Source organism: Gallionella capsiferriformans ES-2 (assembly GCF_000145255.1).
In the GTDB taxonomy this organism is placed as follows: Bacteria; Pseudomonadota; Gammaproteobacteria; order Burkholderiales; family Gallionellaceae; genus Gallionella; species Gallionella capsiferriformans.
Genome location: NC_014394.1, coordinates 2,946,883 through 2,967,629, shown reverse-complemented (window position 1 = coordinate 2,967,629; position 20,747 = coordinate 2,946,883). Strand labels below are relative to the sequence as shown.

Genomic DNA, 20,747 nt, shown 5'->3' with positions numbered 1-20,747 from the left:
CGCCCCATACCCCGCGCTCGCCACAGAGCATATGGCTCACTTGTGCTATCCAGGCCTTTCGCGGCATAAACGGCATCCGCCCCGCTACGCGGGATCCCTCCATTTATTCCACGGTGCCTTGACAGCCCTTCGCTTCACCAACGCGAAATCCTGTAGTTCGCACAGTCCTTCGCGCTACTGCGCGTTCCAAATCACCACTCTCACCAATTACTAACAGCACCAATTGCTTTGCACGCGTAACAGCAGTATACAACCACTCCCGCGTGGCCAACGAAGTGGCTTCCACGAGCACCATTACCGTATTGGCGCTTGATCCCTGCGCCTTGTGGCAGGTAATCGCATAGGCAAGTTCAACGTCGCCTTCCGCTTCTTCAGGCAAGTCGCGCGACTCTGACTCGCCGTCAAACCGAACTTGAACCCTCGCCTCGGATATCTCCGTTACGACGCCCAACAAGCCATTAAATAGGCCATGCTTGTACCGATTGACGGTAATCACTATGGGGTCGCCGACAGCAACCGTCGCCAGCGGCCCAAGGCGGCGAGTTGGAACATGCTGGTCCTGCCGTGCCTCTGCTTCGGATTCATTAATACTGGCTACAGTGTTTCTGAGAGCTGCCACAACTAAGAAATCGACGCCATGCAGCTCTCTCTGTACACGCTCGCGTTGGTTTACATGCACGGTAAATACCCCCTTGGCTTCTCCTCGCCATTCCTGCAGACTAGGCGTTATCCCGCAGTGAACCTGGTTTGCGACATGTGGTATCACACTGTCATTGGCCTGCCTCAATATTTTGGTAAGCCTGACAACGCGAGTTCCATCGGCTACGAGATCGTGAAACACCTTGCCAAACCCTATGGGAAACAACTGCCCGCAATCCCCTACAAAGAGCAACCGAGCTCCTGTTGGCAATAGTGCCAGTATTCGATGGAGTGTGGGCGTGTCCATCATGCCCGCTTCATCAATGACCAGCAGTGTCATGGAGTCAAAGGTTACGTCTGGCCGTCTTTTTGATCTCGTCTCTACATTCAGGAACGCCTGTTCTTCGAGCATGCCTATCAATCGGGCAAGGGTGTATGCAAGACGAGGACAATTATGAGTCGACGCGCCACGAGAGAGCTGCAGGGCCGCCTTTCCAGCGAGCGCCCCCATAACTACGTTGCCGCCTAAACGCTCCCAGCAGTATGCCAGAACCTTCATCACGGTTGTCTTCCCCGTACCGGCCCCGCCCTGCAGGACACCAATTGGATTGTGCAGAAGCTTTCGGAGTGAGTCGCGCTGCTCATCTGTCAGTCGGAGGTCGGTGGCACGCTCGCCGTCGCCGATGATTTTATCGATGGCAGCATCGTGAGGTACCGGAATGGTAGGAGGGTAGGACTCGATCCGCTCAAAGGCACGTGCCACCTCATTTTCAATCCAGGCAGCACCTGGCGCACGAATGAGGTCGCCGGATTCGTAAAGGTGATGAAGACATCTGGCGTGCGCAAGCGCGAGGTCTGGATCGACACCTCGATCAACAAGCATCTCCCGAACGCATTGCTCGCTTGCTGCGCTGTCACCATTACCAATGAGTTCGCGCCAAACGCTGGCTAGTGCTCCCATCAAACGGGCTGGATGTACATCCAGATTCTCAGAAACTTCGCTCTCACGGAGCAGGCGCTTCCCTAGTCGGTCAGCGACACTCCAATCCATGAGGTGCGCTGGCACATAGGGATTTTTGAGCAATTGTTCCGGGGCGTTAGATCCCGCCATGAACCGCCAGAGGCGAAACGCGGTACGCGGCTCGCGCAGCCCAATCTTCTCCAAGTAAGCCAGAAACTCGGCTTCCGCGACCTTCACTTGGTCAGCTGCGGTCTTGCTGACCATGGCTGCATATATCTGCGCGGCAAGGCGAGCGGCCAATGCCGGTTTATTCGGCTCGATCGTCTCGGCGATTTCTGCCATACGAGTCGCGTCCTTGAGGACAGTCACCAGATCATGGCCAAAGCGATCTAAGAGCCGCTTACCGCGCTCCGGTCCAATGTTTGGAATGCGTTGAAGCCACGGGCCGAGCAGATCCCCTACGACCACTCTCCGTTTCATGATCTTGCTATCAACCTGATGATGGATCCGGCGATATTTATCCGTATAATTTTTCCATTGCCCCTTTATGTGAAAGGTATCGCCTGGCAACGGGATCACGTCTCGCCCCTGATACTTGACCCGCACAACTTCCCCATCTGACGTGACGGACGTGAAGATAGCGCCGCCTTCCATCTGAGAGAAGACCTTAGTTACCGTGACTTCCTGATCGAAACCAAATGCACTCACGATTCTATGCTCACCCAAAGACCTTCTCGAACCGCGTCAAGCTGCGCACGGAGTCGCACGTTTTCGGCCTTTGTTTCCTCCAGTTCGGTGGATAGCTGAGCAATGCGGCTAAGCAGTTCCTGCTGTGTAGAAACCGCTTCTACAGCAGCTTGTGAGTCTTCTTGTGCTGACTTGGCCTGCATTGTCAGTCGAGCCTTGATCGCTTTATCTGAGGCTGACTGGTGCAATCTGGACCCTATTGACAATAGTTCCTGCCCTTCAGCAATACAGTTAATCAGATCGGTCAGTTCCTTCCTCTCAAAGAGGTACTTTTCCTGGTTGACGGTGAGATCGATAGCGGTAGCGACTGCCCTGACGTTAATTTTTCCGTCAGGCGTGCAGGGGAGGGTTGGCTGGCGATTTAGGTCATCTTGTGCCAGATACTCAGCTTCCTTTTGATCGAGGTATTCTTCAAGCCGTGCCTTGATGCCTGGTATGACGCTTGGACGAGGCATCAGTTCTCCCTTTTTGGTATTGGGGTAATCTTGGACTTGCCTGCTAGTCTCAACTGGTCCAAGATGACTGCATTTTCATTGCGCAATCGCTGAACCTCCGCGATTGCTTCATCGCGCTCGGACTGTGCAACCTGGAGATCAAGCTCGGTTTTGATATGACTGTCCTGTAATGCGAGAAAGCGGCTTTTCCAGTCCTCTGCGCGATCCTCAAAGGTTCGTCGCACACGTTGGCGACCGATGGTTTCTTTCTTTTTAAGGGCTTCCAGCCAGAGCGTGACCTTTTTCCCCAACTCCTTTTGCTTGGGGGTGAATAGTGTAGTCTCGCTAATACCTGCTCGGCGCGCCACCTCGTTTTTGCTAACCGCTCCGCCATTAGCCGGGTAGATGCCACCATTGGACTTTATCTCTGCCATGATGGTATTCATGGCCTCTTTGACCTTGCGTTCAATATCGGCGGATCTCGCCTCGCCACGCACTAGCGCTGCCTTCTCAAATCGATTACTCATTCAACAGCCTCTCTCAGTAAAACCACGTCGGGATGATTGACAAATTCCTCTTTGATATCATCAAAGCGTAATATCTCCTCGTTGATTTGCTGAACCTTGTCGGCTACCAACAGTAGTTGATTCTCGACCAGTGCTCGCTTGCCTTCGTCAATTAGTACAGGGATGACTTTGCGGACATCGCGCCGTGCTGTTTTTTCTTCTATCCGGTTTATGCACGTTGAGTCACAGGTGCATGGACCCGCCTCGCGTGATTCTTTTAGACATACTACACCTGGCCGAGTCATGCGGAAGTATTGGCCGTTTCCAGTCAAGATAACGGACAGTTCGTAGGATGAATTAGCGTCCCACAACTGACCGGTGCGGTGAAGTTCTTCTTCATGTGTCTTGACAGCTTCAGTTATGAAAGGGGCTGCACCGCCGCCATGCCCACCGAATTTTGAAGCATCTGGAGTGTGAAGTGCTGTATGCATATCTTCAATGACTTCCTGACACCGCATGATGCGAAGTTCCCGTGCCACCTGGTCGATCTCTACCTGAAGTGCCTTGTCGGTCAGGATGTAACCTAAGGTCATAGCGATGTCCTTGTGGCCAAAAAGCTTCATCAGCACGCGCGGGCTATCGACGATTGCAATTCCAACCAAACGCGCAATTGTCTTCCGGAAACGGTGGGGGTGCAGGTTCTTGCCACCCGGTTTCGGGGTGAGGCCAGTGCGCTCAGCTAACTTCTGCAAAGCTTGACCAAATGACATAAGTTGAGATTCTGGGTCGTTCTGGCCAGCTCCGAGTGACGCCCATAAATGCTCGCCATCGAAGACCAACATCTCATTATCCTCTTGACTTAACCCTTTGACTAAACGTGCGATCCGTTCCCATGCTGAAACCAGCCTCGCTTGCTGCGCCAATGCCTGCACGAGAATTTCCGGGGCGGGCCAATCGCGATCCGTTCCAGCAAAATTTGCACTCAGCTTGAACGTCTTACCGTTAGCAAATGGTTTTCCGTCGCGAGCCCAGTCGATACAGTCGCGTTTCAAGGATGATATTTCGCTGATACGACCGCCCATTCCAAGCAGGGCGACCCAAAGGTGAGCAGCCTGTAAGGTCACAGCCAGAATACTCATATTTTCCCAATAGCGTGGTGGCCACGCATAGGGATCTCGGCCATTTAATTTTCTTCCAAGCTTGAGTGGGAAAGGTGGCGCAATAATTGCTTCGCCATTGCGGTCACGCCAATTGTATTGAGAAAGTTGCGGTCCTAAACGAGCTGCCTTTGCCTTCTTATGGTTCGAACCTGGAATAAATAGAATGTCGCTGAACAACTCAGGAATGGACTCAAACATAGAGAGTAGATTGGGTGCCAGGTCTCGTACTAACCAAAGGATACGTGGCCCCATCTCAGCCAGATAATCGTCAGGAATTGGAGGATAGGGTATCGAAATGCTTTGCGCTGCGGGCATTACAGCCTCACCCTTTGGGTTCGTTGTTATCGAGATATCAGCCTTCAGAAGGGCATCCCTCCACAACATCTGATCTGCTAGCATGCGCATTCGCCTAAATTCAACGCCGATAGCTTTGTCAATATTATTCAATTCGCGAACAGCATTAGACGTCAGATAACGCACAAATACTTCATATTCTCGGCTATCAAGTTCGAGGCTGCGCAGGATACCTTTAGCAAGAATCTGTGGCACTATTGCATATAGACGAGTTGCTATCATCGTGACGTCAAGTGAACGACCATTGCCCTTATTCATACCAGACGGGCCGATCCTAAGCAACAAGGCGTAGCGGGTCATCCAGAGTACGCCTTCGTCGAGCAGAGCATCCAGAGATGGTAACGAGATAGTCGAGATAGTGGCCCCGGGTATAAAGTTCTTCAGACGCTTGCGCAGATCGACGCATTGCGAACTTCTAAATTGTTTGCGTCCTATCATTGCGTCAGGAGTTTCCCACATGCCGAAGCGGCTTCCATGACCGAGGATTGTTTGGCAGCGGATGGCACTCTCACGATCCAGATATTGCAAGTTTTCCAATGGGAAGAGGCGAAGTGCTTCATCGATCCGTCGGCCAGATTCTGACATGGCCGGCACGCTGCTTGCAGCAGACAAGTCTTTGAAAGTGTCACTCATGTTGCCTCGCTCAAGTTGTTGATTATATGTAGCCCAGGGATATAATGTGATCCATTATCAATGGCTTGAGCCCAGTGCGTGCGCGCTTCCAGAACCTCATCAGGAGAAAACAGCCTGAGAATATCTATGCCGTTGCGTAATTCCTCAGGAAACCGCGACTCAAGCCAAATCCCGACGGGCAAGACATCTCGCATCGTATTCAGCTCCTCAACCCTCATGGCTATGCCTGTCATGGACTCAGGGAGGATAACCGCATGGGACTTGCAGAGGAGACATCTCTGCGAGCCACACATACGATTTTTTTTCGACTCGGGCTGGATGCCTGCTGGCGGATGGAACGGGTCTTTACAGGCCATACCCATCCGGCTGCGTTGATGCGCTCGAAATTCCGTCAGGCGCTGCTCCATTTCCTTGCTGACTGCACCGTGGCGTTGCAGGTGGGCAAGAATTGTGATGTCTACACGCCCTTTATCTAACTCATCAAACAGATGGTCAAGGAAGGTTCTCGCCTGACTGTCGCGCTCCGCATTAAGGATGTTGTTCTCGGTATAGCCTTGTGTGGTGCGCAAATGCGCATGATTGAGTGTGTGCATCAATGTCAGGATATTTCCACCCGTCCTACGCCATACATAAAGGGCAAACAAGTCGCGGAAGTCCGATGGAGCCACCACAGAAATTGGCGCTTCACTGAGGATAGCTCGCTCTCGGTTGATTTGATCAATGAGTTTTGCCATGTATGTAACCGGTTTACCGTTGAGACGAACGCCTACACTTGAATTTGGACGCAACCATTCTATTCCCCCCCTCTGACTCACATAAAGCCAGACGCTGCGACACCCCATCTCAATCTTCTGAATTTTATTTAACTGGCACGTAAGCTCATCTGCCGATGCGCCCTCATTCACCATCTGTGAATATCTGATTTTCTCAGTCACAAGCATTGTCTTCAACTGCTCACGCAACGGCGCGACACGTTCCAGCCACGTCTTGATGATAAATCCTGGACCAGCCTTTGTTTTCCATAGGCCTTTCACAAGCTGCTCTTTTCCGCCAGCCCGAACCTTAGTCCCCTTCAGTAAATAACTGTCAGGATCTCGCGGGTGATCTTGGAGGAAATCTTCATATCCGTTACATGCGTCAAGTGATGACAACACTGCGGGGTTCCAACCCGTGTTAGCAAGACACAAGTGAAAAGCGGTCTCTACTTCCCATCGACTGGGAAAAATGATATTTCGCATCTTTAAAATGCCCATACCGGTTGACTTTAGAAATACTCCTTTTCCTTTTCCTTCGCGCAACTCGTCAGTAGTAGGCAGAGCACGACCGCTTGATTCCTGAATTTTTACGAAATGTTGCCAATGTTTCTGAATGGTGGACTCTTTTTCTGTCTGCGGTTTGAAACCATTGGCACAAACCAGATCAGACTGCGCCCAGCACTGCCTCACTTTCTCCCACTCCTGTTTGAGCGCAATGCGGAGCGACTTGACCTGATCTTCGGGTGGCAAATAACGCTTCGGATCCGGATTTTCGGGCGGATGCCAATGCAATCCTGAAGAATTATGTAGTTTGAGAGTCGCATTTACGATGCGGTAGAACGGATAATACATTTCTGTTCTCATGCCACTCCGATGGACGAATTCAAGATGTACGCGCGAAAGCAGGCGTACATCTTCAACGCGATCCATATTCTGACCCACCATCGTAGCTGCTTGCTCAACAGTATCTAACAGGCGCCACCAACACCGCATAGAGTTGATAAGCTGTCTGACGCTCCCCTTTACATATCCAAAAGTAACTTTTTCAATCGCTGGTGCCATCTGAAGAATTAACTGCGGTCGCCCCGTGAATGAACCCACCCATGAACCACCCTTTCGTTGCCTTGTCAGCTCACCTTTTGCGAAAACAGTAAGGTCAACCAACATATTTTCCGTTTCATGTTGTGTCCAGAATTTCAGCGGGTCTTCGTGGTTAGGAAGCGGTGGTAGGTCTACAGGCGTCACAAGTTCGACGCTGGCATGTTCCTTCAAGTGATCCTTTTTGATATTGCGAATACTCATTCGCACTCACCCTCGTCGTTGCTCCCCTCGCTGAGTTGTTCAACCCAGTTTTTATGCAGGTTGAGATTCACACCAAGCCGATCTGCTAACCATTGCAAATAGATCATTGTGGTTTCCTTGCTGCGGTGCCGGAGTTGTGGCTGAATTTCCAACTGAATGACGGCCAAAGCATTTGATTGCAAAGCGGTGAGAATTGAGTCGTCAACATTTGTTCTGAGGGCGTATTCCAGCAACTTGCGCTGGTCTTCGATCCTGCGCCAGAGCAAAGAACAAGCCCAAAAATCCCTAGCTAGGTGCGGTGACCAGCCTTTTGGCCGCTCTACGCTACGCCAAATGTCGTAGATGTTTCCGCCCGAGTATCTCCGCCCGGTTCTGGGGTTGATAAAGAGATGAACGGTATCATCCCTGATCCTCCGTTGCTCCGCAGCTGTTCGGCCTTGGCGGATTGCCACCGAAAGTGCTTTAGGTCGTACCGTTTCACGATATTGATGGAGTTTGAGTGCCAACGGCATAGGGATACGGATGGTTCCCAACGGCCCGATCTTGTCACCATGGTTCAATCCATATTCATGGCCCTTAGTGCCATAGCGCACCTCAACAAGGACTGCCTGATTTTCAATCGCAGCGTTTGGATTGGGAATCTTCCAATCGCCCTGATTTCGCGGCAGTGTGTCCACTCGGAAGCATGCAGCTTCAGTTTCACGCAGTGCAGTTTCCAAAATCATTTCGCATATTAGCCCCTCCGTTGGGCCAACAAGCTCCTTGTTAAAAATTTCAGCAAGCCACACCGCAATTATTTTCTCATCTGGAAATCCAAGCCGACGTTTGGATTCTCTCAGTTTTCCTTTACGTACCTTAACTTGAACGGGGAGATGAGACACCGAACTTGTCGCACTTCCTCTCAAAAATGTACGTGTCACCGTTGCAACCTCCATCGGTGAACGCATGCCCTTGTCAGTTGCCCATGTGAGAAATTCGACGGCAGTATCCACGCGGCTGTTAATTGTCCTTTCGGAAAGTCCTGAGTTGCCGCGCGACCAAATGCCTTGGACCATTTCCTTCTGGTACCGACCGATCAAGTCACTGGCATATTCTACCTTCATCGGGTCGAGAGTTCGCACATCGCACCACTCCAAAAAATTTGCAAGCCGGTGTGCGTAGTTTTTCATGCTTATTGATGCTGGGGGTGGTTGAATCTCTTTCCCCCCCCTGTACTCCATGTCCCACAGCCCTAATCCACGATCCTGTAAATATCGTGATCCGCCACGGTGGTAACTTGGCCGCGAATCAAAGATACACGGCAGCCTGGCAACTTTTCCGTATCCGGCGCCTGTAAGGGTGTTCATTTCCGAATATATGACTCGATAACTATAATTCATTGTTTTCCACCCTTACTTTTTTCACCGTTTGGAGTGTCATATGGTTGATAACCTAGAGGACATATTCTTTTAATGTCACGCACAAGGGTTTCTGAGACAATGCGCTGCGCTCAGTCTTTGGAATAGGCGACCACAGTAACTAAGAGAACGGGAATGGCTCATAAACTCCAACCTCTTTTCTTTGGGTGGTCCTTCTGCCCATTTTGCGCTAGCTTTACATGTCTTTTTGGTTGCTTTGTGTTGACATGTTACCACTATATGTCAATGCAACTTGACATGTCAACTATATCTTGAAGTATTATTTTGCTTCCCCGTAGTTTGAATATAAAATTAACGATAATTTATCGATATCTATGACAAGTAATTTTATTAAGCAACTATTGGTCTTGTTACATATGGGGATGCCATGCGGTACTCTTGCGCTGAGCTAGCCAGATTTCAATTACTAGGCTATCCAAAAAGTAGGCAAGGGTGGGATAAGCTGGTTAAAGAGAGGAATTGGGAATTCGTTGAGCTTCACGGAAAAGGCAGAGGTGGATTCCGTCGCGAATATTTACCATCTGAAGAAGTGCTTAACTTGATCAAAAAGGTCAAAAATTCCGATATAGCTCCTCCGGTTTCAAGTGAGAAAACAGGAATGGAAATGCTCGCCACAAATCCTAATGTAACCTCTGGCCGTGATAAGTTGCATGATCTACAACTGGTTTCATACGGAAATACCTTGCGTTATTCTTGCGCTCAGCTAGCCAAATTTCAATTAGTAGGCCACCCAAAGAGCAGGCAAGGGTGGGATAAGCTCGTTAAAGAGAAGAAATGGGAATTCGTTGAGCTTCACGGAAAAGGCCGAGGTGGATTTCGTCGTGAATACTTACCCTCTGAAGAAGTTCTCTACATGATTAAAATGGGTAAAAATAACAACTTAGTGCCTCCTGTTTCAAATGAGAAAATAAGGATTGAAACGCTTGCTATTAAGCCTAAGGATACCTCTGGCTTTGAAGAGTTGCTCGATCAACAAGATGAATGGGCCGAGATTTCAATTCGATTGGAACGAATTATCCGAAACAATCAAGTTTTAGCAAATGCTGACAATAGGACGCTTAAACGCCTGTCCTTAATGGCTCTCCGATGTATTTATATGTTTTGTGAAGGAAACATTGAGGCTGCCAAGTTATGGTTGGATAATGCCCTCAGTACTAATAGTCTCGTAAAGCTTGTCTATGAAGGATTTTGTAACGGTAAGAATATAGACCCCGCGTGTAATTATTATATTAACCCACCCATGTGGTGACCCAGCCATTAAAAATATTCACTCATGCAGATGTTCAGTTCGCTCTGCCAGTAAATTCCGCCAGTAATTTCAACGGGAAAATAAATTTGAATGTTTTTTGTTCCGCATCGTGAACATCTGCTTTGGTTCAGATAGCGGATGTTCATCCCAACGAAGATTCAACTGCCGCTGACGAGACACAGCGGTCATAGCCAAAGTGGCTATGACGGTCAGCTCTGGGACGTGAAGCGGTCGTTGATTTTGGTATAAATCGCTTGGTTTAATTGTCACCAATCACTCACTGAACCTGCCTACCAGTTTTTATAAGGCTGAATCAATCAGCCATTATGCTCACGACGATGACGCTGATTACAACCAAACTTGAACCAATAAGACGTTGTCGCCAGCCTTGATGCTCTTTCAGCCAAACGATGCCTAGCAATACCGTCAATACAATGCCTGCATTAGTCAGGGTTACCGCATAGGCAGCGGGTAGCGCGCGCATCGCATAGATCACCAGGGCGTATGCCGTACCAACGCCCGATGCTCCTATGATCAGCGCGTAAACCGGCGGGATCGTTGCGGGCTTCCAACGACCTGTACGCCACTTTTGTTCGAGCAGCAGAAAAATCCAACTAATCGCAAAATTCACGCAAACATAACCCAGCGCGGCCCTGAAATCAGGAATATTTACCGCTGCCAGCTTGTCGCTCAAACTGTAAATCACCGTCATCGCGGCGGCAAACAAAGCATAAGTCCAGGCACGACTCAGCCGCGTCACCCCGTCCTGTGCGCTGCTTGCAATCATCCATAGACCAGACAAAGCCAGCAGAATGGCGAACCAGGACAACAGCGGAAAACTGTGACCGAAGAACAGCACTTCAACAATCGCAATCAACAACGGTGAACTGCGTGCCATCGGATAGACCGCGCTGGCGGGTGCCAATGTGTAGGCCCGCCGAAGTGCTAAAAAATACAGGCCATTGCTTGTACCGCTAATGGCCACACAGAGATACAGTTCTGGTGCCTGTGCTGCGGCACGCAGGTAGTCCGGCAAGCTGAATGGCGCGAATATCAGCACATACAGCCCCACAATCCACCATAGAAAATTAGCCTCACTGGGCGTCCGCCTGGTCAAAAGATTCCAGGACACGTGCAGTAAAACGGATGCTCCTACGGCCATCAACGGCGTCATGATAGCCCCGGAATATCCAGTCTATCGCCATCGCGCGCCAGAGATAACCGTCCGGTCAGTGCTAAAGGATGATTCAATAACCAGACGTCAAGACTGTGACTGATATGCATCAGCACAATATAGCTATCCGGATAAATTTTACTCAATTCCAGTACTTCCGGAAAATCAAAATGATTCCGTTTTCCCTCTACGCCGGGCGGATAAGTGCAATCAAGGCAGATCGTATGAGGTTGCCATTGGGTCAAAAATTCTGTGGTAGCGGGCGGAATTTCACGACTATCCGTCAGATACGCCAATCGAGCACCATTATGTTCGATACAGTAACCCAGCGTCGGTTTGGAATGCACGAGTGGCACTGGCGTAATGCGTACCCCGCCCACCTCAAACGATTCAAATTTAGACAGGTGCTTAAATTTCAACGGGCCGGGATACTTGTAAAGATCCGCGCATCCTTCCACGTCGTGCGGCGCGAACACATTCAGTTCACCTACGCCCCAACGCCAGTGAAATAAGCCTTGCACATGATCCGGGTGAAAATGAGTAATTAAAATGGCGGATAAACTGCCAGATGGGAAACGCTCGCAGACGTCCATTACACCTGCGTCCAGCAGTAATTTCACACCATCAGCCTCAATCAGCGCGCAATTCGGACGTCGTATAGCGCTGACATCAATCCGGGCGCGGCGGCAAATCAGACAGTCACACCCCCACAGCGGCACGCCACCCGCAGCACCCGTACCCAGAAAAGTCAGCTGCATTGCATTACTCGTGTTTTAGAGCGGATCAATTCGACGAACGCGTGGCCTGTTTCTTCGAGTGGTGCGTCATTATGAAATCGTAGCAATCTCGGATGCTGCAAGGCTGTGAACTCCTCTGCCCGCATCAGCCTAGCTTCAATCTCACTATCAGTTTCACGTCCGCGCGACTGTAATCTGCCACGTAATACATCAGCCGAAACTTCTATCAATAGCGGAATCAGTTCTGGATAATTTTTTGATGCCTGTTGAAGATAAGCCCGCGAGCCATTCACAATCACGACCAGTCCTTTTGCCAGCCACTGATTTATTTCGCAGCCGATGCCATACCGCATTCCATGACTGTGCCAGTGCAAGGGGAACAATTTTCGTGCCATTCTGGAATCAAATTCTGCTTCACTTAACGCCACATGATTTTCACCGCCGGCATCGTGCGGGCGAGTAATGTAACGATGCGCGAACACAACACTGGAATCCTGTTCCAGCGCATGCCGCGCATGCAGCATCAAACTGTCCTTACCGCTGCCGGACGGACCAATCACATAAAGTAAAACACCGCTCATCTCAGGCACCATGATCGAAAGCCAGTGTCATCACAGCAATTCCCTCTGACCATACGCGCGCCGCCTGAGGCAATCCGCCCAGATTACGCACCGCAATCAAATCGGCACGTTTGCCCACAGCGATGATGCCGCGGTCATTCAGACCGGCTGCACGCGCAGGATTTGCACTCACTAGCGCGACAGCTTGATGCAGTTGAATACCGGCCATCACAGGTAACTGCATGATTGCAGGCAACAACGCCGCAGGAGAATAGTCGCCGCACAGGCAATCTGCCACTCCTTCGATGATGGCATCCAGCGCACGCATCGAGCCTGATTGTGACTTTCCCCGCAATATATTCGGCGCACCGAACAATGTTGCCAAGCCAGCGGCACGTGCCGCCTGTGCGGTCTCAAGGTTTATCGGAAACTCGGAAATTCTCACCCCTAAGTCAGTCACAATGCTGATTTTTTCAGGGCGATCATCATCGTGACTCGCCAATGGAATACCTTTTTGACGCGCTACTTTTGCCAGTTCCTGCATGCGCGCAAAAGAGCCATCCCCTTGTGCCAACTTGTCTGCCAGCAACGCATCTATTTCAGCGGGTGATTTCTTATAGGTACGCGCAAGGTAGTTACGATAAGCATCGGTATCTTTAAATTGACCCTGCCCTGGCGTGTGATCCATAAAGGACATCAGGTGTATCTCGTTATTTTCCAGTAGCTCGTGCAGTACGGCAGGTGCAGTCGGATCGGTAATCTCATAACGCGCATGCACCCGGTTATCCACCAATGCGTGTTCCTGCCAAGCGTGCACCGCACGCGCCAACGCCGCCGCGGTCTGGTTATTACGCACGCCCAGTTCAGCATTAGCAAAGGACAGAGCATGATAAATGGTGGTAATACCCGCAGCCGTATTGCGTTTATCCGCCTGAGCGCAGGCGAAATCGAAGGGGAAATGCACGCCGGGACGGGGCTCCGCTTCCTTTTCCAGCGCATCGCAATGCAGGTCAATCATGCCCGGCATCAGGATATGCCCGGTCAAATCGATCTCCGTCGCGCCATTGTTGCTTGCCGGGTCAATTGCAACGATCACGCCGTTTTCAATCAGAACCGCAGCGCTTTTCAGGGTTTCATTTTCCAGCACCACCTGTGCGCCGGTAAGATAGAATTGATTTTTCATGCTAATCCTTGCTAAGTTCATTTACTGCGATTGGGGGAGAAAGTTCCACGACCTCATCGGCCAGGCGACGTACCAGGTCAGGGTGATGAAAGATGGCCAGCATGGCGATGCCAGTTTCTTTAAGTGATTGAATATACTCAACTACTCTCTCAGTTGTCGCGGGATCCAGACTAGCGGTAGGTTCATCCAGCAACAACAATCGAGGCTGTGCAATCAAGCCGCGCGCCAGATTCACACGCTGCTTCTCGCCACCCGAAAAGGTCGCCGGTGGAACATTCCACAAATGACTTGGCACCGCCAGTTGCGCTAATAATTTCTCAGCACGGCCGCGTGCCTCATGGCTGTCCACACCCCGTGCAAACAACGGTTCAGCCACCACATCAATGGCTGATTTGCGGGGCAGGCAATACAAAAACTGCGTCACGAAACCGATTTCCTGTTTACGCAATTCGAGTATCTGATGTTCGCCCGCTTTTGCCAGGTCAATGACATTTCCGGCTTTGCTACGATACAGAATACGTCCGCTGCTTGGCAGGTAAGTGCGGTAAATCCCCTTCAAAACAGAAGACTTCCCCGCACCAGTAGGTCCGATAAGAGCAGTTAATCGTCCCGGATAAACGCTCAAATTAACACCCGATGCCGACGGAATATCTTTGTTTCGTTCATGTAAATGAAACGTCTTGGCGTAGTCTTCAATGGTTAAAATTGCTTGTGTCATAGTCATCTCACAGTGCGGAAGCTACCAGCCGCTGGGTATACGCGTGCTGAGGATCTTCGAGAATTTGATCGGTCAGACCGGACTCGATTACACGGCCGTGTTTCATCACCAGCGTGCGTCCTGCCAGCAACCTGATCACGCCCAGATCATGGGTTACCACGATCATCGCGGTATCGAGTTCATTTTGAATCTCCAGAATCAGATCGAGAATGGCAGCTTGTACAGACAGATCAAGGCCCGTGGTCACTTCATCCAGGAACAGCAGCGGCGGCCTGGTAGCCAACGCCTTGGCAATTTGTACGCGCTGTTGCATCCCGCCTGAGAAGGTTTTTGGATTTTGATCTATACGCGCCAGTGATACCTCCGTGCGCGAGAGTAATTCACCTGCCCTGCGGCGAATCTCAGCGTAATGCTTCAGGTCACTCATCAACAGGCGTTCCGCGATATTACCGCCTGCCGATATCTGAAAATTCAGACCCAGATGCGGGTTCTGATAGACCATGCCAAAACGTTTGTTGCGCATACTGCGTTGCTGGGCCGCGTTAAGGCTGAACAAATCGTGCTGTTCTGCACCATCGAAGAAAGTTGCTTGTCCGGAAGTCGGTGCATCGTCGAAATACAGCATTTTGACCGTGCTTGATTTACCGCTGCCGGACTCGCCGATGATGCCCAAAATTTCGCCCCGATACAGATCGAAATTAATATCATGAGCGGCAACCACACTCCCGCAAAAAGGGCAGATATTGGTATCAAATTCAGGGCCGGTATGTTGCGTGCAGAGCGGACAGCCCTTGCCGTGGATACGCGACAGTCCGCGTACTTCGAGTATTTTGTTACTCATGCTGCACTCCCAGTTTGTTGCTGTTCTTCGCAATAGGCGGAATCCGAGCATTGATATGCCACCATTCCTTGATCATTGCTGAACTCATCCAGAAAACTCACCGTTGAACCGCAGCATCGGCAGGCATGACGTACACCCGTCGCATCACGAAAATTTTCCACACGAAAAGCGATATCATCAAAAACAAGCGGTTCAGCCAGCGTGTAAGGCGGCACGGCGTAAATCTTCTTTTCACGTCCCGCACCTAGCAAAACTAGGGCTTTGGACTGATGTAATTTGGGTACATCCCAACGCGGAATCGGCGAAGGATCAATCACATAATGCCCGTTGATCCGCGTCGGATAACGATGCGAGATGGTGATCTCGTCAAAATGCACGATGTCTTCGTAAAGTTTGACCAGCAAACGTGAATAGTCTGCCTCGGCATGCATGATTTTTCGCCGCGCTTCTGATGCTTCAACCACCACCAGCGCATCGGGATACGGCACTTGCAAAATCAAAATCTGCGCTTCCGTCAGCGGCTTTTCTGGAATGCGGTGACGCGACTGTAGCAAGCTCGCTTCCTCCGTTTTCTCGGTGACGTCAACGCCCGGACAAGTCAGCTGCACAAATTGGCGTAAATTCACGGCGTTGACCGAATCATCCGAGCCTTGATCGATCACCTTCAGCGTGTCTTGAACGCCGATCAACGACAGGGTAATTTGCAGGCCACCCGTACCAAACCCTCGACCCATCGGCATTTCACGCGAGGCATAGGGTGTTTGATAACCGGGAATAGCAATGGCTTTGAGGATGCAACGACGCACTTCTTTCTTTGCATACTCATCCAGAAAACCAAATGAGTAGCCTGCATCCTCTAGCGGCAGTTCATAATTTGAATTCATTCTGTTTCTCCTGACTTACGCACCTTGCCTTGCGTGGTGCGCAAGCGATCCATATCCGACTGAAAGGTGACGTAATGCGGCATTTTGTAATGAGAGGCGAAGCCCATTGAATCAACCCCATCCACATGCAACAAGACAAATTCAGGATCTTCTGAAGGGTTATCAGGACCGTCACGCATACCTTTTTGCAATGAACGATCAAGGATCGCCATGCTGATTGCCTTGACTTCATTGTGACCAAAACACGCACCGTAACCCAAGGTAAAGACTGGCATGTCACCGGCGTTGCCGCTTTCATACATCGCAACCACTTCGCATTCGGTCATCAGTACTTCACCGGCTTCCATCAATTCACCGGTCACAGGATGCGGCAGCATGACCGGCAGATAACCCACGCGGAGCTCTGCCACGGTAGGATGCACATCGCCATAACCACGCATATTTGAATACGCCATCGCCAGCAAAGAGCCGGTTTCAGCACGCGCCATGGTAGCGAGTGCTGCTGAGCGCGGCACCGGGAATACCAGTGGGTCGCGTGTAATATCAAAGGCTTGCTCGCGCATCAAGCCTAACGGTGGCAGTAAACCTTCGGCACGCAACGCGTCCAGCACCTTCGGAAAACTATCCGGCAAATCAGCCTCTGGCGTATTATTGAGGAAATTTTTGGCAACTTCTCGAAATGCAGCAGGGTCTTCATTTGCCAGATCGAGACGCAACAGACGCAAGGCATAATCGAACGTCGCACCCAACATTTGACCGCCCGGAATGTCCTTGAAGGCCGATGAGATGCGACGAATACAGCGCATTTTCGACGTGTCTTGTAGCGGTGTTTCCAGCAATCTGGGCTTGGTTGAGCGATAGGCGCGCAAGGCAAAAGCCGCTTCCAGCGTATCGCCCTGAAATTGCTTGAGCGCGAGTGCGGCCAGTTTCGGGTGATAAAGCCCGCCTTCGGAAACGATTCTTGAGGTCAACAAGCGCAACTGATCTTCGATGACGGACAACTTGATCGGCTCATCAACTGCATTCATGCAGCGCATATAATCGGTCGCGGCGGCGGCGCCATCGATGGCCGCTTTACCGCCTTTGATTGCAACGTAACTCATGCTGCATCTCCTATTGTGATCTGCGTGGTTCGCGGCATTGCCACAAAATGATGTTCATCACACAGCAGAAAATCGACACCAAGTGGAAAAGCCGATACCCATTCCTGACGCGCGTCAATCCACGCGGGATGCAGTCCGTCTACACTGATGGACGTTGTACTTTCAATGCCGGGACCACTCAAATGCAAGCTAAGATTGCCAGTCAAATCGGGGTGCAATGCAGCCACGCGCAATAAAATAGTAGCCCCCGTTTCAGGCGCATCCAGTGTGCCTATGCACGGATCAAAATCAGGTTCTGGAGCACCATTCAGCAGAATAAACGCCGCCTTCTCCAAAACGCAGGGGCGCGTTTCCAACCTGGCCCACAATGCTGAACTCAACAATTGCTGAGGATCTGCCAGCGTGGTTTCGCCATCAACCAGCGCAATCAGAACTGCAAGACAAGCGCTTGTCTCATGATCGGCACAGGGGGTAATGCGTCCCGGATAGCTAAAGCTATCAAGCAAGCCGCGAAATACCTGCTGTTGCATCATGGGTTGCCAGATAGCCGGCGAACAATTGATCGTTTCATTCAGCATCTTCGTCATCCTCTTGTTCCAGCAGCGAAAAATCGACACGAGTGGCAGCCAGCATTTGTCGGCGTTCGCTTATCTTTTGCATACGCATCAGCTCTCCCTTTTTAACCAGCTTTTCGGCCACGTCACAACCCGGTAACTTACCCGACAGGATTGCATCGAGAATGGCGATGGAACGAGCCAGTTGTGCTCGGTCATCAACCAATACGCTGCCACCTTGAACCTCACGACCATCAGTTGTTTTCAAGATCACCTCGGCGCGAGCCACCGGGATTTCACCCAGGTAAAACGGCTCATGAAACGCACCATCGGTTAGACTCAACAGACCTAGCCCTGCCTGTGGCAAGACCACATCGCGCACTTCAATGTCACTGCTAAGGCTTGCAGCAACCGCTTTGATCTCAGCCGCGTTTAATTGACAGAGCGCGCGCGGCCAATCATTTCTTAGAATATTCATTAGTTAAGTTTTCCTCTTATCCAGGTAGACAGATAATCAATCGTTAAAATCGTGACCAGAATCACCACAATCAGCGCGGCTGATTGGTCGTAATTGAACATGCGTAAGGTGTCATGCAGAGCAAGACCAATACCACCCGCGCCGACCAGACCCAATACTGCGGCCATGCGTACATTGCGGTCGAAGATATAGAGCATGTAACCCAGCGCTTCGCGTTGAATAGACGGCCATCCTGCATACATCACCAGTTGAATACGCGATGCACCGGTCGCTGTGACGGCTTCATAAATCCCGTTATCTACGCGTTCCAGACTTTCCGCAAAGAACTTACCCAGAAATCCTGCCGTATGTACGCCCAACGCCAAGGCGCCCGGCAACGGCCCCAAGCCCAGTGCAGCGACAAAAATCAATGCCAGCAACAAATCCGGCATGGCACGCATAAAGTTGAGCAATTCACGCGCAATACGATAGGTCACGGCATTCGGTGACAGGTTTCGAGCGGCGAACGGCGCTAACAGCACCGCCACGACAATCGCCAGAGTACTTCCCCACAACGCCGTTGCCAGCGTTTGCCCCAACAGTTCTACATATCTAGATAAGTCCTCAAAATTAGGGCGACTGTAGCGGCTGAAATACTCGAAAATGTCCTGTACGCCATACAGCAGCGTCTCAAATGACAACTCAAGATCGACAATAATTAGCCAAATCAGCGCCAGCCAACCCGACAACCAGACGGAAGTAGGATTGAACGGCTTCTTAGGTAAGGCAGGACGTTCGATTATTTTCTCAGCCATTTAAATCATCCTCATGCGAAAGTGATCGGATGCGCGATCCAGCAACGTCACCACGATGTAAATAGACAGCGCAATGGGCAGCAGCCGGTCATAGTCGAACATCCGCATGGCCATCACTAGGTCATATCCGATACCGCCCGCGCCCACCAAACCTAGAATCGCAGCGGCCCGCAGGTTGTGATCCAGCACGTACATCACCGTGCCAACAAAGTCAGGAAATGCTTGCGGAAAATGAGCGAAAGTACGCAGTTGCAACCAACTTGCCCCCTGTGCCACCACCCCTTCCAGCTGACGCTGATCGACCACTTCAATGCTTTCGGCAAAAAACTTGCCCATGAAGCCGACCGTCACGAATGACAGTGCCATGATTCCCGGCAAAGGACCTAAGCCCACCGCAGAGACAAACACCAATGCCCAGACCAGTTCGGGCAGCGCGCGCATCAAGGACAGTAAATTGCGTGTCGCATGAAAAACAGCAGGATGCGGGCTGGTATTTTTAGCCGCCAGAACGCCCAATGGCAGACTAATGACCAGCGCAATACTGGTCGCCAGAAACGTCATTTCGATGGTCTGCAAGATATTTTTAGCCAATATCGGCAAGTATTCCCAATCGGGGAGAACCAGCAAATTTCCCGCAAAAGCCAACATGCGAGGAATGGCAGTGACAATCCGCCCAAAATCAAGCTCGACCGCCGGTGCGCTGATCGCTAAAAGCAAGATACAGGCGAGTAGTGACAGCGTCGGTACCAAGCCAGGTCGTCCGTTAGGCGTAGGCCAGCATAGTTTCGAGTTGCTCATCGACTTGATCTCCGTTGCGACTATAGATTCGACTCAGCGTTGCGCTATCCAAGCCGCTGGCAGGACCGTCATACACCACCAGTCCGTCATTCAGTCCGATGATGCGGTCAGCGAAACGCTTAGCCAATTCGACCTGATGCAGATTGACCACCACGGTAATTCCGTCGCGCGTACAAATTTCGCGCAGCAACCCCATGATCTCCTCGCTGGCAACAGGATCCAGGCTGGCGACCGGCTCATCGGCCAGAATCACACGCGGTTGTTGCGCCAGCGCACGGGCAATACCGACACGCTGCTGTTGTCCACCTGACAATTTATCAGCGCGATTCCAGGCTTTGTCTGTCAATCCCACCCGAATTAACGCATCGTGCGCAAGATCCAGATCGGTGCGACGAAATAAATACAAAAGACTTCCCAGCCACGAACGATGCGACAAACGCCCGGTGAGCACATTGGTCATGACTGACAATCGATCCACCAGATTGAAATGCTGAAACACCATGCCAACTTGTGAACGAACTTCACGAAGATTGTTTTGCGTGACGACTTGTTCTCCTATCTGAATGGTGCCTGCAGTAGCTGTTTCCAACCCATTGATAGTGCGTAATAAAGTAGACTTCCCCGCGCCAGACGGGCCGAGAATAACCGTGAAAGAACCCGCTGCAATTTCTGCGCTAACGCCCTTGAGTGCTTCAAATCCATTGGCATAACGTTTGCCGATGTCTTTTATAATGATTTTAGCCATACGACCTCCTAATTAATTCG

The 20,747-nt window shown here is 50.9% G+C and carries 20 protein-coding genes; 1 reads left to right on the top strand and 19 read right to left on the bottom strand.

Going from position 1 to position 20,747, the window contains the following annotated elements; translation table 11 throughout:
• Positions 1-103 precede the first annotated feature (103 nt).
• Genes GALF_RS13775 through GALF_RS13750 form a run of 6 tightly spaced genes read right to left on the bottom strand, consistent with a single transcriptional unit; the run spans position 104 to position 8,660 of the window.
• Positions 104-2,308, bottom strand: a complete 2,205-nt coding sequence (locus tag GALF_RS13775; RefSeq protein WP_013294658.1) for an ATP-dependent DNA helicase — start codon at positions 2,306-2,308, stop codon at positions 104-106.
• Positions 2,305-2,802: a hypothetical protein gene (locus GALF_RS13770; protein WP_013294657.1), complete on the bottom strand. Its 498-nt coding sequence runs from the start codon at positions 2,800-2,802 to the stop codon at positions 2,305-2,307. The genes GALF_RS13775 and GALF_RS13770 overlap by 4 nt, the downstream gene beginning before the upstream one ends.
• Positions 2,802-3,308: a hypothetical protein gene (locus GALF_RS13765; protein ID WP_013294656.1), complete on the bottom strand. Its 507-nt coding sequence runs from the start codon at positions 3,306-3,308 to the stop codon at positions 2,802-2,804. Before GALF_RS13765 ends, GALF_RS13770 begins: the two co-directional genes overlap by 1 nt.
• A complete protein-coding gene (locus GALF_RS13760) occupies positions 3,305-5,434 on the bottom strand; it encodes a site-specific integrase (RefSeq protein ID WP_013294655.1) in 2,130 nt (709 codons plus the stop codon). The genes GALF_RS13765 and GALF_RS13760 overlap by 4 nt, the downstream gene beginning before the upstream one ends.
• Positions 5,431-7,491: a hypothetical protein gene (locus tag GALF_RS13755; protein ID WP_013294654.1), complete on the bottom strand. Its 2,061-nt coding sequence runs from the start codon at positions 7,489-7,491 to the stop codon at positions 5,431-5,433. The genes GALF_RS13760 and GALF_RS13755 overlap by 4 nt, the downstream gene beginning before the upstream one ends.
• Positions 7,488-8,660, bottom strand: a complete 1,173-nt coding sequence (locus GALF_RS13750; RefSeq protein ID WP_223293708.1) for a hypothetical protein — start codon at positions 8,658-8,660, stop codon at positions 7,488-7,490. The genes GALF_RS13755 and GALF_RS13750 overlap by 4 nt, the downstream gene beginning before the upstream one ends.
• Before the next feature lie 616 nt (positions 8,661-9,276).
• Here GALF_RS13750 and GALF_RS13745 point away from each other — a divergent pair.
• Positions 9,277-10,158: a hypothetical protein gene (locus GALF_RS13745; protein WP_013294652.1), complete on the top strand. Its 882-nt coding sequence runs from the start codon at positions 9,277-9,279 to the stop codon at positions 10,156-10,158.
• A 313-nt stretch (positions 10,159-10,471) separates the two neighbouring features.
• On the opposite strand, the gene GALF_RS13740 is transcribed toward GALF_RS13745, so the two are convergent.
• Genes GALF_RS13740 through phnC form a run of 13 tightly spaced genes read right to left on the bottom strand, consistent with a single transcriptional unit; the run spans position 10,472 to position 20,727 of the window.
• A complete protein-coding gene (locus tag GALF_RS13740; protein WP_013294651.1) occupies positions 10,472-11,332 on the bottom strand; it encodes a DMT family transporter in 861 nt (286 codons plus the stop codon).
• Entirely contained in the window at positions 11,329-12,090 is a 762-nt protein-coding gene (phnP, locus tag GALF_RS13735) for a phosphonate metabolism protein PhnP (RefSeq protein ID WP_013294650.1), read from the bottom strand. Before phnP ends, GALF_RS13740 begins: the two co-directional genes overlap by 4 nt.
• Positions 12,081-12,650 (bottom strand): phosphonate metabolism protein/1,5-bisphosphokinase (PRPP-forming) PhnN, encoded by a 570-nt coding sequence (gene phnN, locus GALF_RS13730; protein WP_041938563.1) that lies wholly within the window; start codon positions 12,648-12,650, stop codon positions 12,081-12,083. The genes phnP and phnN overlap by 10 nt, the downstream gene beginning before the upstream one ends.
• A 1-nt stretch (position 12,651) precedes the next feature.
• The gene (locus tag GALF_RS13725; protein ID WP_013294648.1) at positions 12,652-13,812 is read right to left on the bottom strand and encodes an alpha-D-ribose 1-methylphosphonate 5-triphosphate diphosphatase; all 1,161 of its coding nucleotides are present in this window, start codon (positions 13,810-13,812) and stop codon (positions 12,652-12,654) included.
• Between the two features lies 1 nt (position 13,813).
• Positions 13,814-14,530: a phosphonate C-P lyase system protein PhnL gene (gene phnL, locus GALF_RS13720; protein WP_013294647.1), complete on the bottom strand. Its 717-nt coding sequence runs from the start codon at positions 14,528-14,530 to the stop codon at positions 13,814-13,816.
• Between the two features lie 7 nt (positions 14,531-14,537).
• Positions 14,538-15,371, bottom strand: a complete 834-nt coding sequence (locus GALF_RS13715; protein ID WP_013294646.1) for an ATP-binding cassette domain-containing protein — start codon at positions 15,369-15,371, stop codon at positions 14,538-14,540.
• Positions 15,368-16,255, bottom strand: coding sequence for an alpha-D-ribose 1-methylphosphonate 5-phosphate C-P-lyase PhnJ (locus tag GALF_RS13710; RefSeq protein ID WP_013294645.1), 888 nt, complete (start codon positions 16,253-16,255; stop codon positions 15,368-15,370). Before GALF_RS13710 ends, GALF_RS13715 begins: the two co-directional genes overlap by 4 nt.
• Positions 16,252-17,358 (bottom strand): carbon-phosphorus lyase complex subunit PhnI, encoded by a 1,107-nt coding sequence (locus GALF_RS13705; protein ID WP_013294644.1) that lies wholly within the window; start codon positions 17,356-17,358, stop codon positions 16,252-16,254. Before GALF_RS13705 ends, GALF_RS13710 begins: the two co-directional genes overlap by 4 nt.
• The gene (gene phnH, locus GALF_RS13700) at positions 17,355-17,936 is read right to left on the bottom strand and encodes a phosphonate C-P lyase system protein PhnH (RefSeq protein WP_013294643.1); all 582 of its coding nucleotides are present in this window, start codon (positions 17,934-17,936) and stop codon (positions 17,355-17,357) included. The genes GALF_RS13705 and phnH overlap by 4 nt, the downstream gene beginning before the upstream one ends.
• The gene (gene phnG, locus GALF_RS13695) at positions 17,926-18,390 is read right to left on the bottom strand and encodes a phosphonate C-P lyase system protein PhnG (protein WP_013294642.1); all 465 of its coding nucleotides are present in this window, start codon (positions 18,388-18,390) and stop codon (positions 17,926-17,928) included. Before phnG ends, phnH begins: the two co-directional genes overlap by 11 nt.
• A complete protein-coding gene (gene phnE / locus GALF_RS13690; RefSeq protein WP_013294641.1) occupies positions 18,390-19,184 on the bottom strand; it encodes a phosphonate ABC transporter, permease protein PhnE in 795 nt (264 codons plus the stop codon). The genes phnG and phnE (GALF_RS13690) overlap by 1 nt, the downstream gene beginning before the upstream one ends.
• Complete coding sequence (gene phnE, locus GALF_RS13685) at positions 19,185-19,982, bottom strand: phosphonate ABC transporter, permease protein PhnE (protein ID WP_013294640.1); 798 nt, start codon at positions 19,980-19,982, stop codon at positions 19,185-19,187. It abuts the gene before it with no gap.
• A complete protein-coding gene (gene phnC / locus GALF_RS13680) occupies positions 19,948-20,727 on the bottom strand; it encodes a phosphonate ABC transporter ATP-binding protein (protein WP_013294639.1) in 780 nt (259 codons plus the stop codon). Before phnC ends, phnE (GALF_RS13685) begins: the two co-directional genes overlap by 35 nt.
• Positions 20,728-20,747 lie beyond the last annotated feature (20 nt).

Coding starts and splice junctions, on each gene's coding strand:
- GALF_RS13770 (WP_013294657.1), bottom strand. CDS start 2,802: ATGCCTCGTCCAAGCGTCATACCAGGCATCAAGGCACGGCTTGAAGAA.
- GALF_RS13765 (WP_013294656.1), bottom strand. CDS start 3,308: ATGAGTAATCGATTTGAGAAGGCAGCGCTAGTGCGTGGCGAGGCGAGA.
- GALF_RS13760 (WP_013294655.1), bottom strand. CDS start 5,434: ATGAGTGACACTTTCAAAGACTTGTCTGCTGCAAGCAGCGTGCCGGCC.
- GALF_RS13755 (WP_013294654.1), bottom strand. CDS start 7,491: ATGAGTATTCGCAATATCAAAAAGGATCACTTGAAGGAACATGCCAGC.
- GALF_RS13750 (WP_223293708.1), bottom strand. CDS start 8,660: ATGAAAAACTACGCACACCGGCTTGCAAATTTTTTGGAGTGGTGCGAT.
- GALF_RS13745 (WP_013294652.1), top strand. CDS start 9,277: ATGCGGTACTCTTGCGCTGAGCTAGCCAGATTTCAATTACTAGGCTAT.
- GALF_RS13740 (WP_013294651.1), bottom strand. CDS start 11,332: ATGACGCCGTTGATGGCCGTAGGAGCATCCGTTTTACTGCACGTGTCC.
- phnP (WP_013294650.1), bottom strand. CDS start 12,090: ATGCAGCTGACTTTTCTGGGTACGGGTGCTGCGGGTGGCGTGCCGCTG.
- phnN (WP_041938563.1), bottom strand. CDS start 12,650: ATGAGCGGTGTTTTACTTTATGTGATTGGTCCGTCCGGCAGCGGTAAG.
- GALF_RS13725 (WP_013294648.1), bottom strand. CDS start 13,812: ATGAAAAATCAATTCTATCTTACCGGCGCACAGGTGGTGCTGGAAAAT.
- phnL (WP_013294647.1), bottom strand. CDS start 14,530: ATGACACAAGCAATTTTAACCATTGAAGACTACGCCAAGACGTTTCAT.
- GALF_RS13715 (WP_013294646.1), bottom strand. CDS start 15,371: ATGAGTAACAAAATACTCGAAGTACGCGGACTGTCGCGTATCCACGGC.
- GALF_RS13710 (WP_013294645.1), bottom strand. CDS start 16,255: ATGAATTCAAATTATGAACTGCCGCTAGAGGATGCAGGCTACTCATTT.
- GALF_RS13705 (WP_013294644.1), bottom strand. CDS start 17,358: ATGAGTTACGTTGCAATCAAAGGCGGTAAAGCGGCCATCGATGGCGCC.
- phnH (WP_013294643.1), bottom strand. CDS start 17,936: ATGCTGAATGAAACGATCAATTGTTCGCCGGCTATCTGGCAACCCATG.
- phnG (WP_013294642.1), bottom strand. CDS start 18,390: ATGAATATTCTAAGAAATGATTGGCCGCGCGCGCTCTGTCAATTAAAC.
- phnE (WP_013294641.1), bottom strand. CDS start 19,184: ATGGCTGAGAAAATAATCGAACGTCCTGCCTTACCTAAGAAGCCGTTC.
- phnE (WP_013294640.1), bottom strand. CDS start 19,982: ATGAGCAACTCGAAACTATGCTGGCCTACGCCTAACGGACGACCTGGC.
- phnC (WP_013294639.1), bottom strand. CDS start 20,727: ATGGCTAAAATCATTATAAAAGACATCGGCAAACGTTATGCCAATGGA.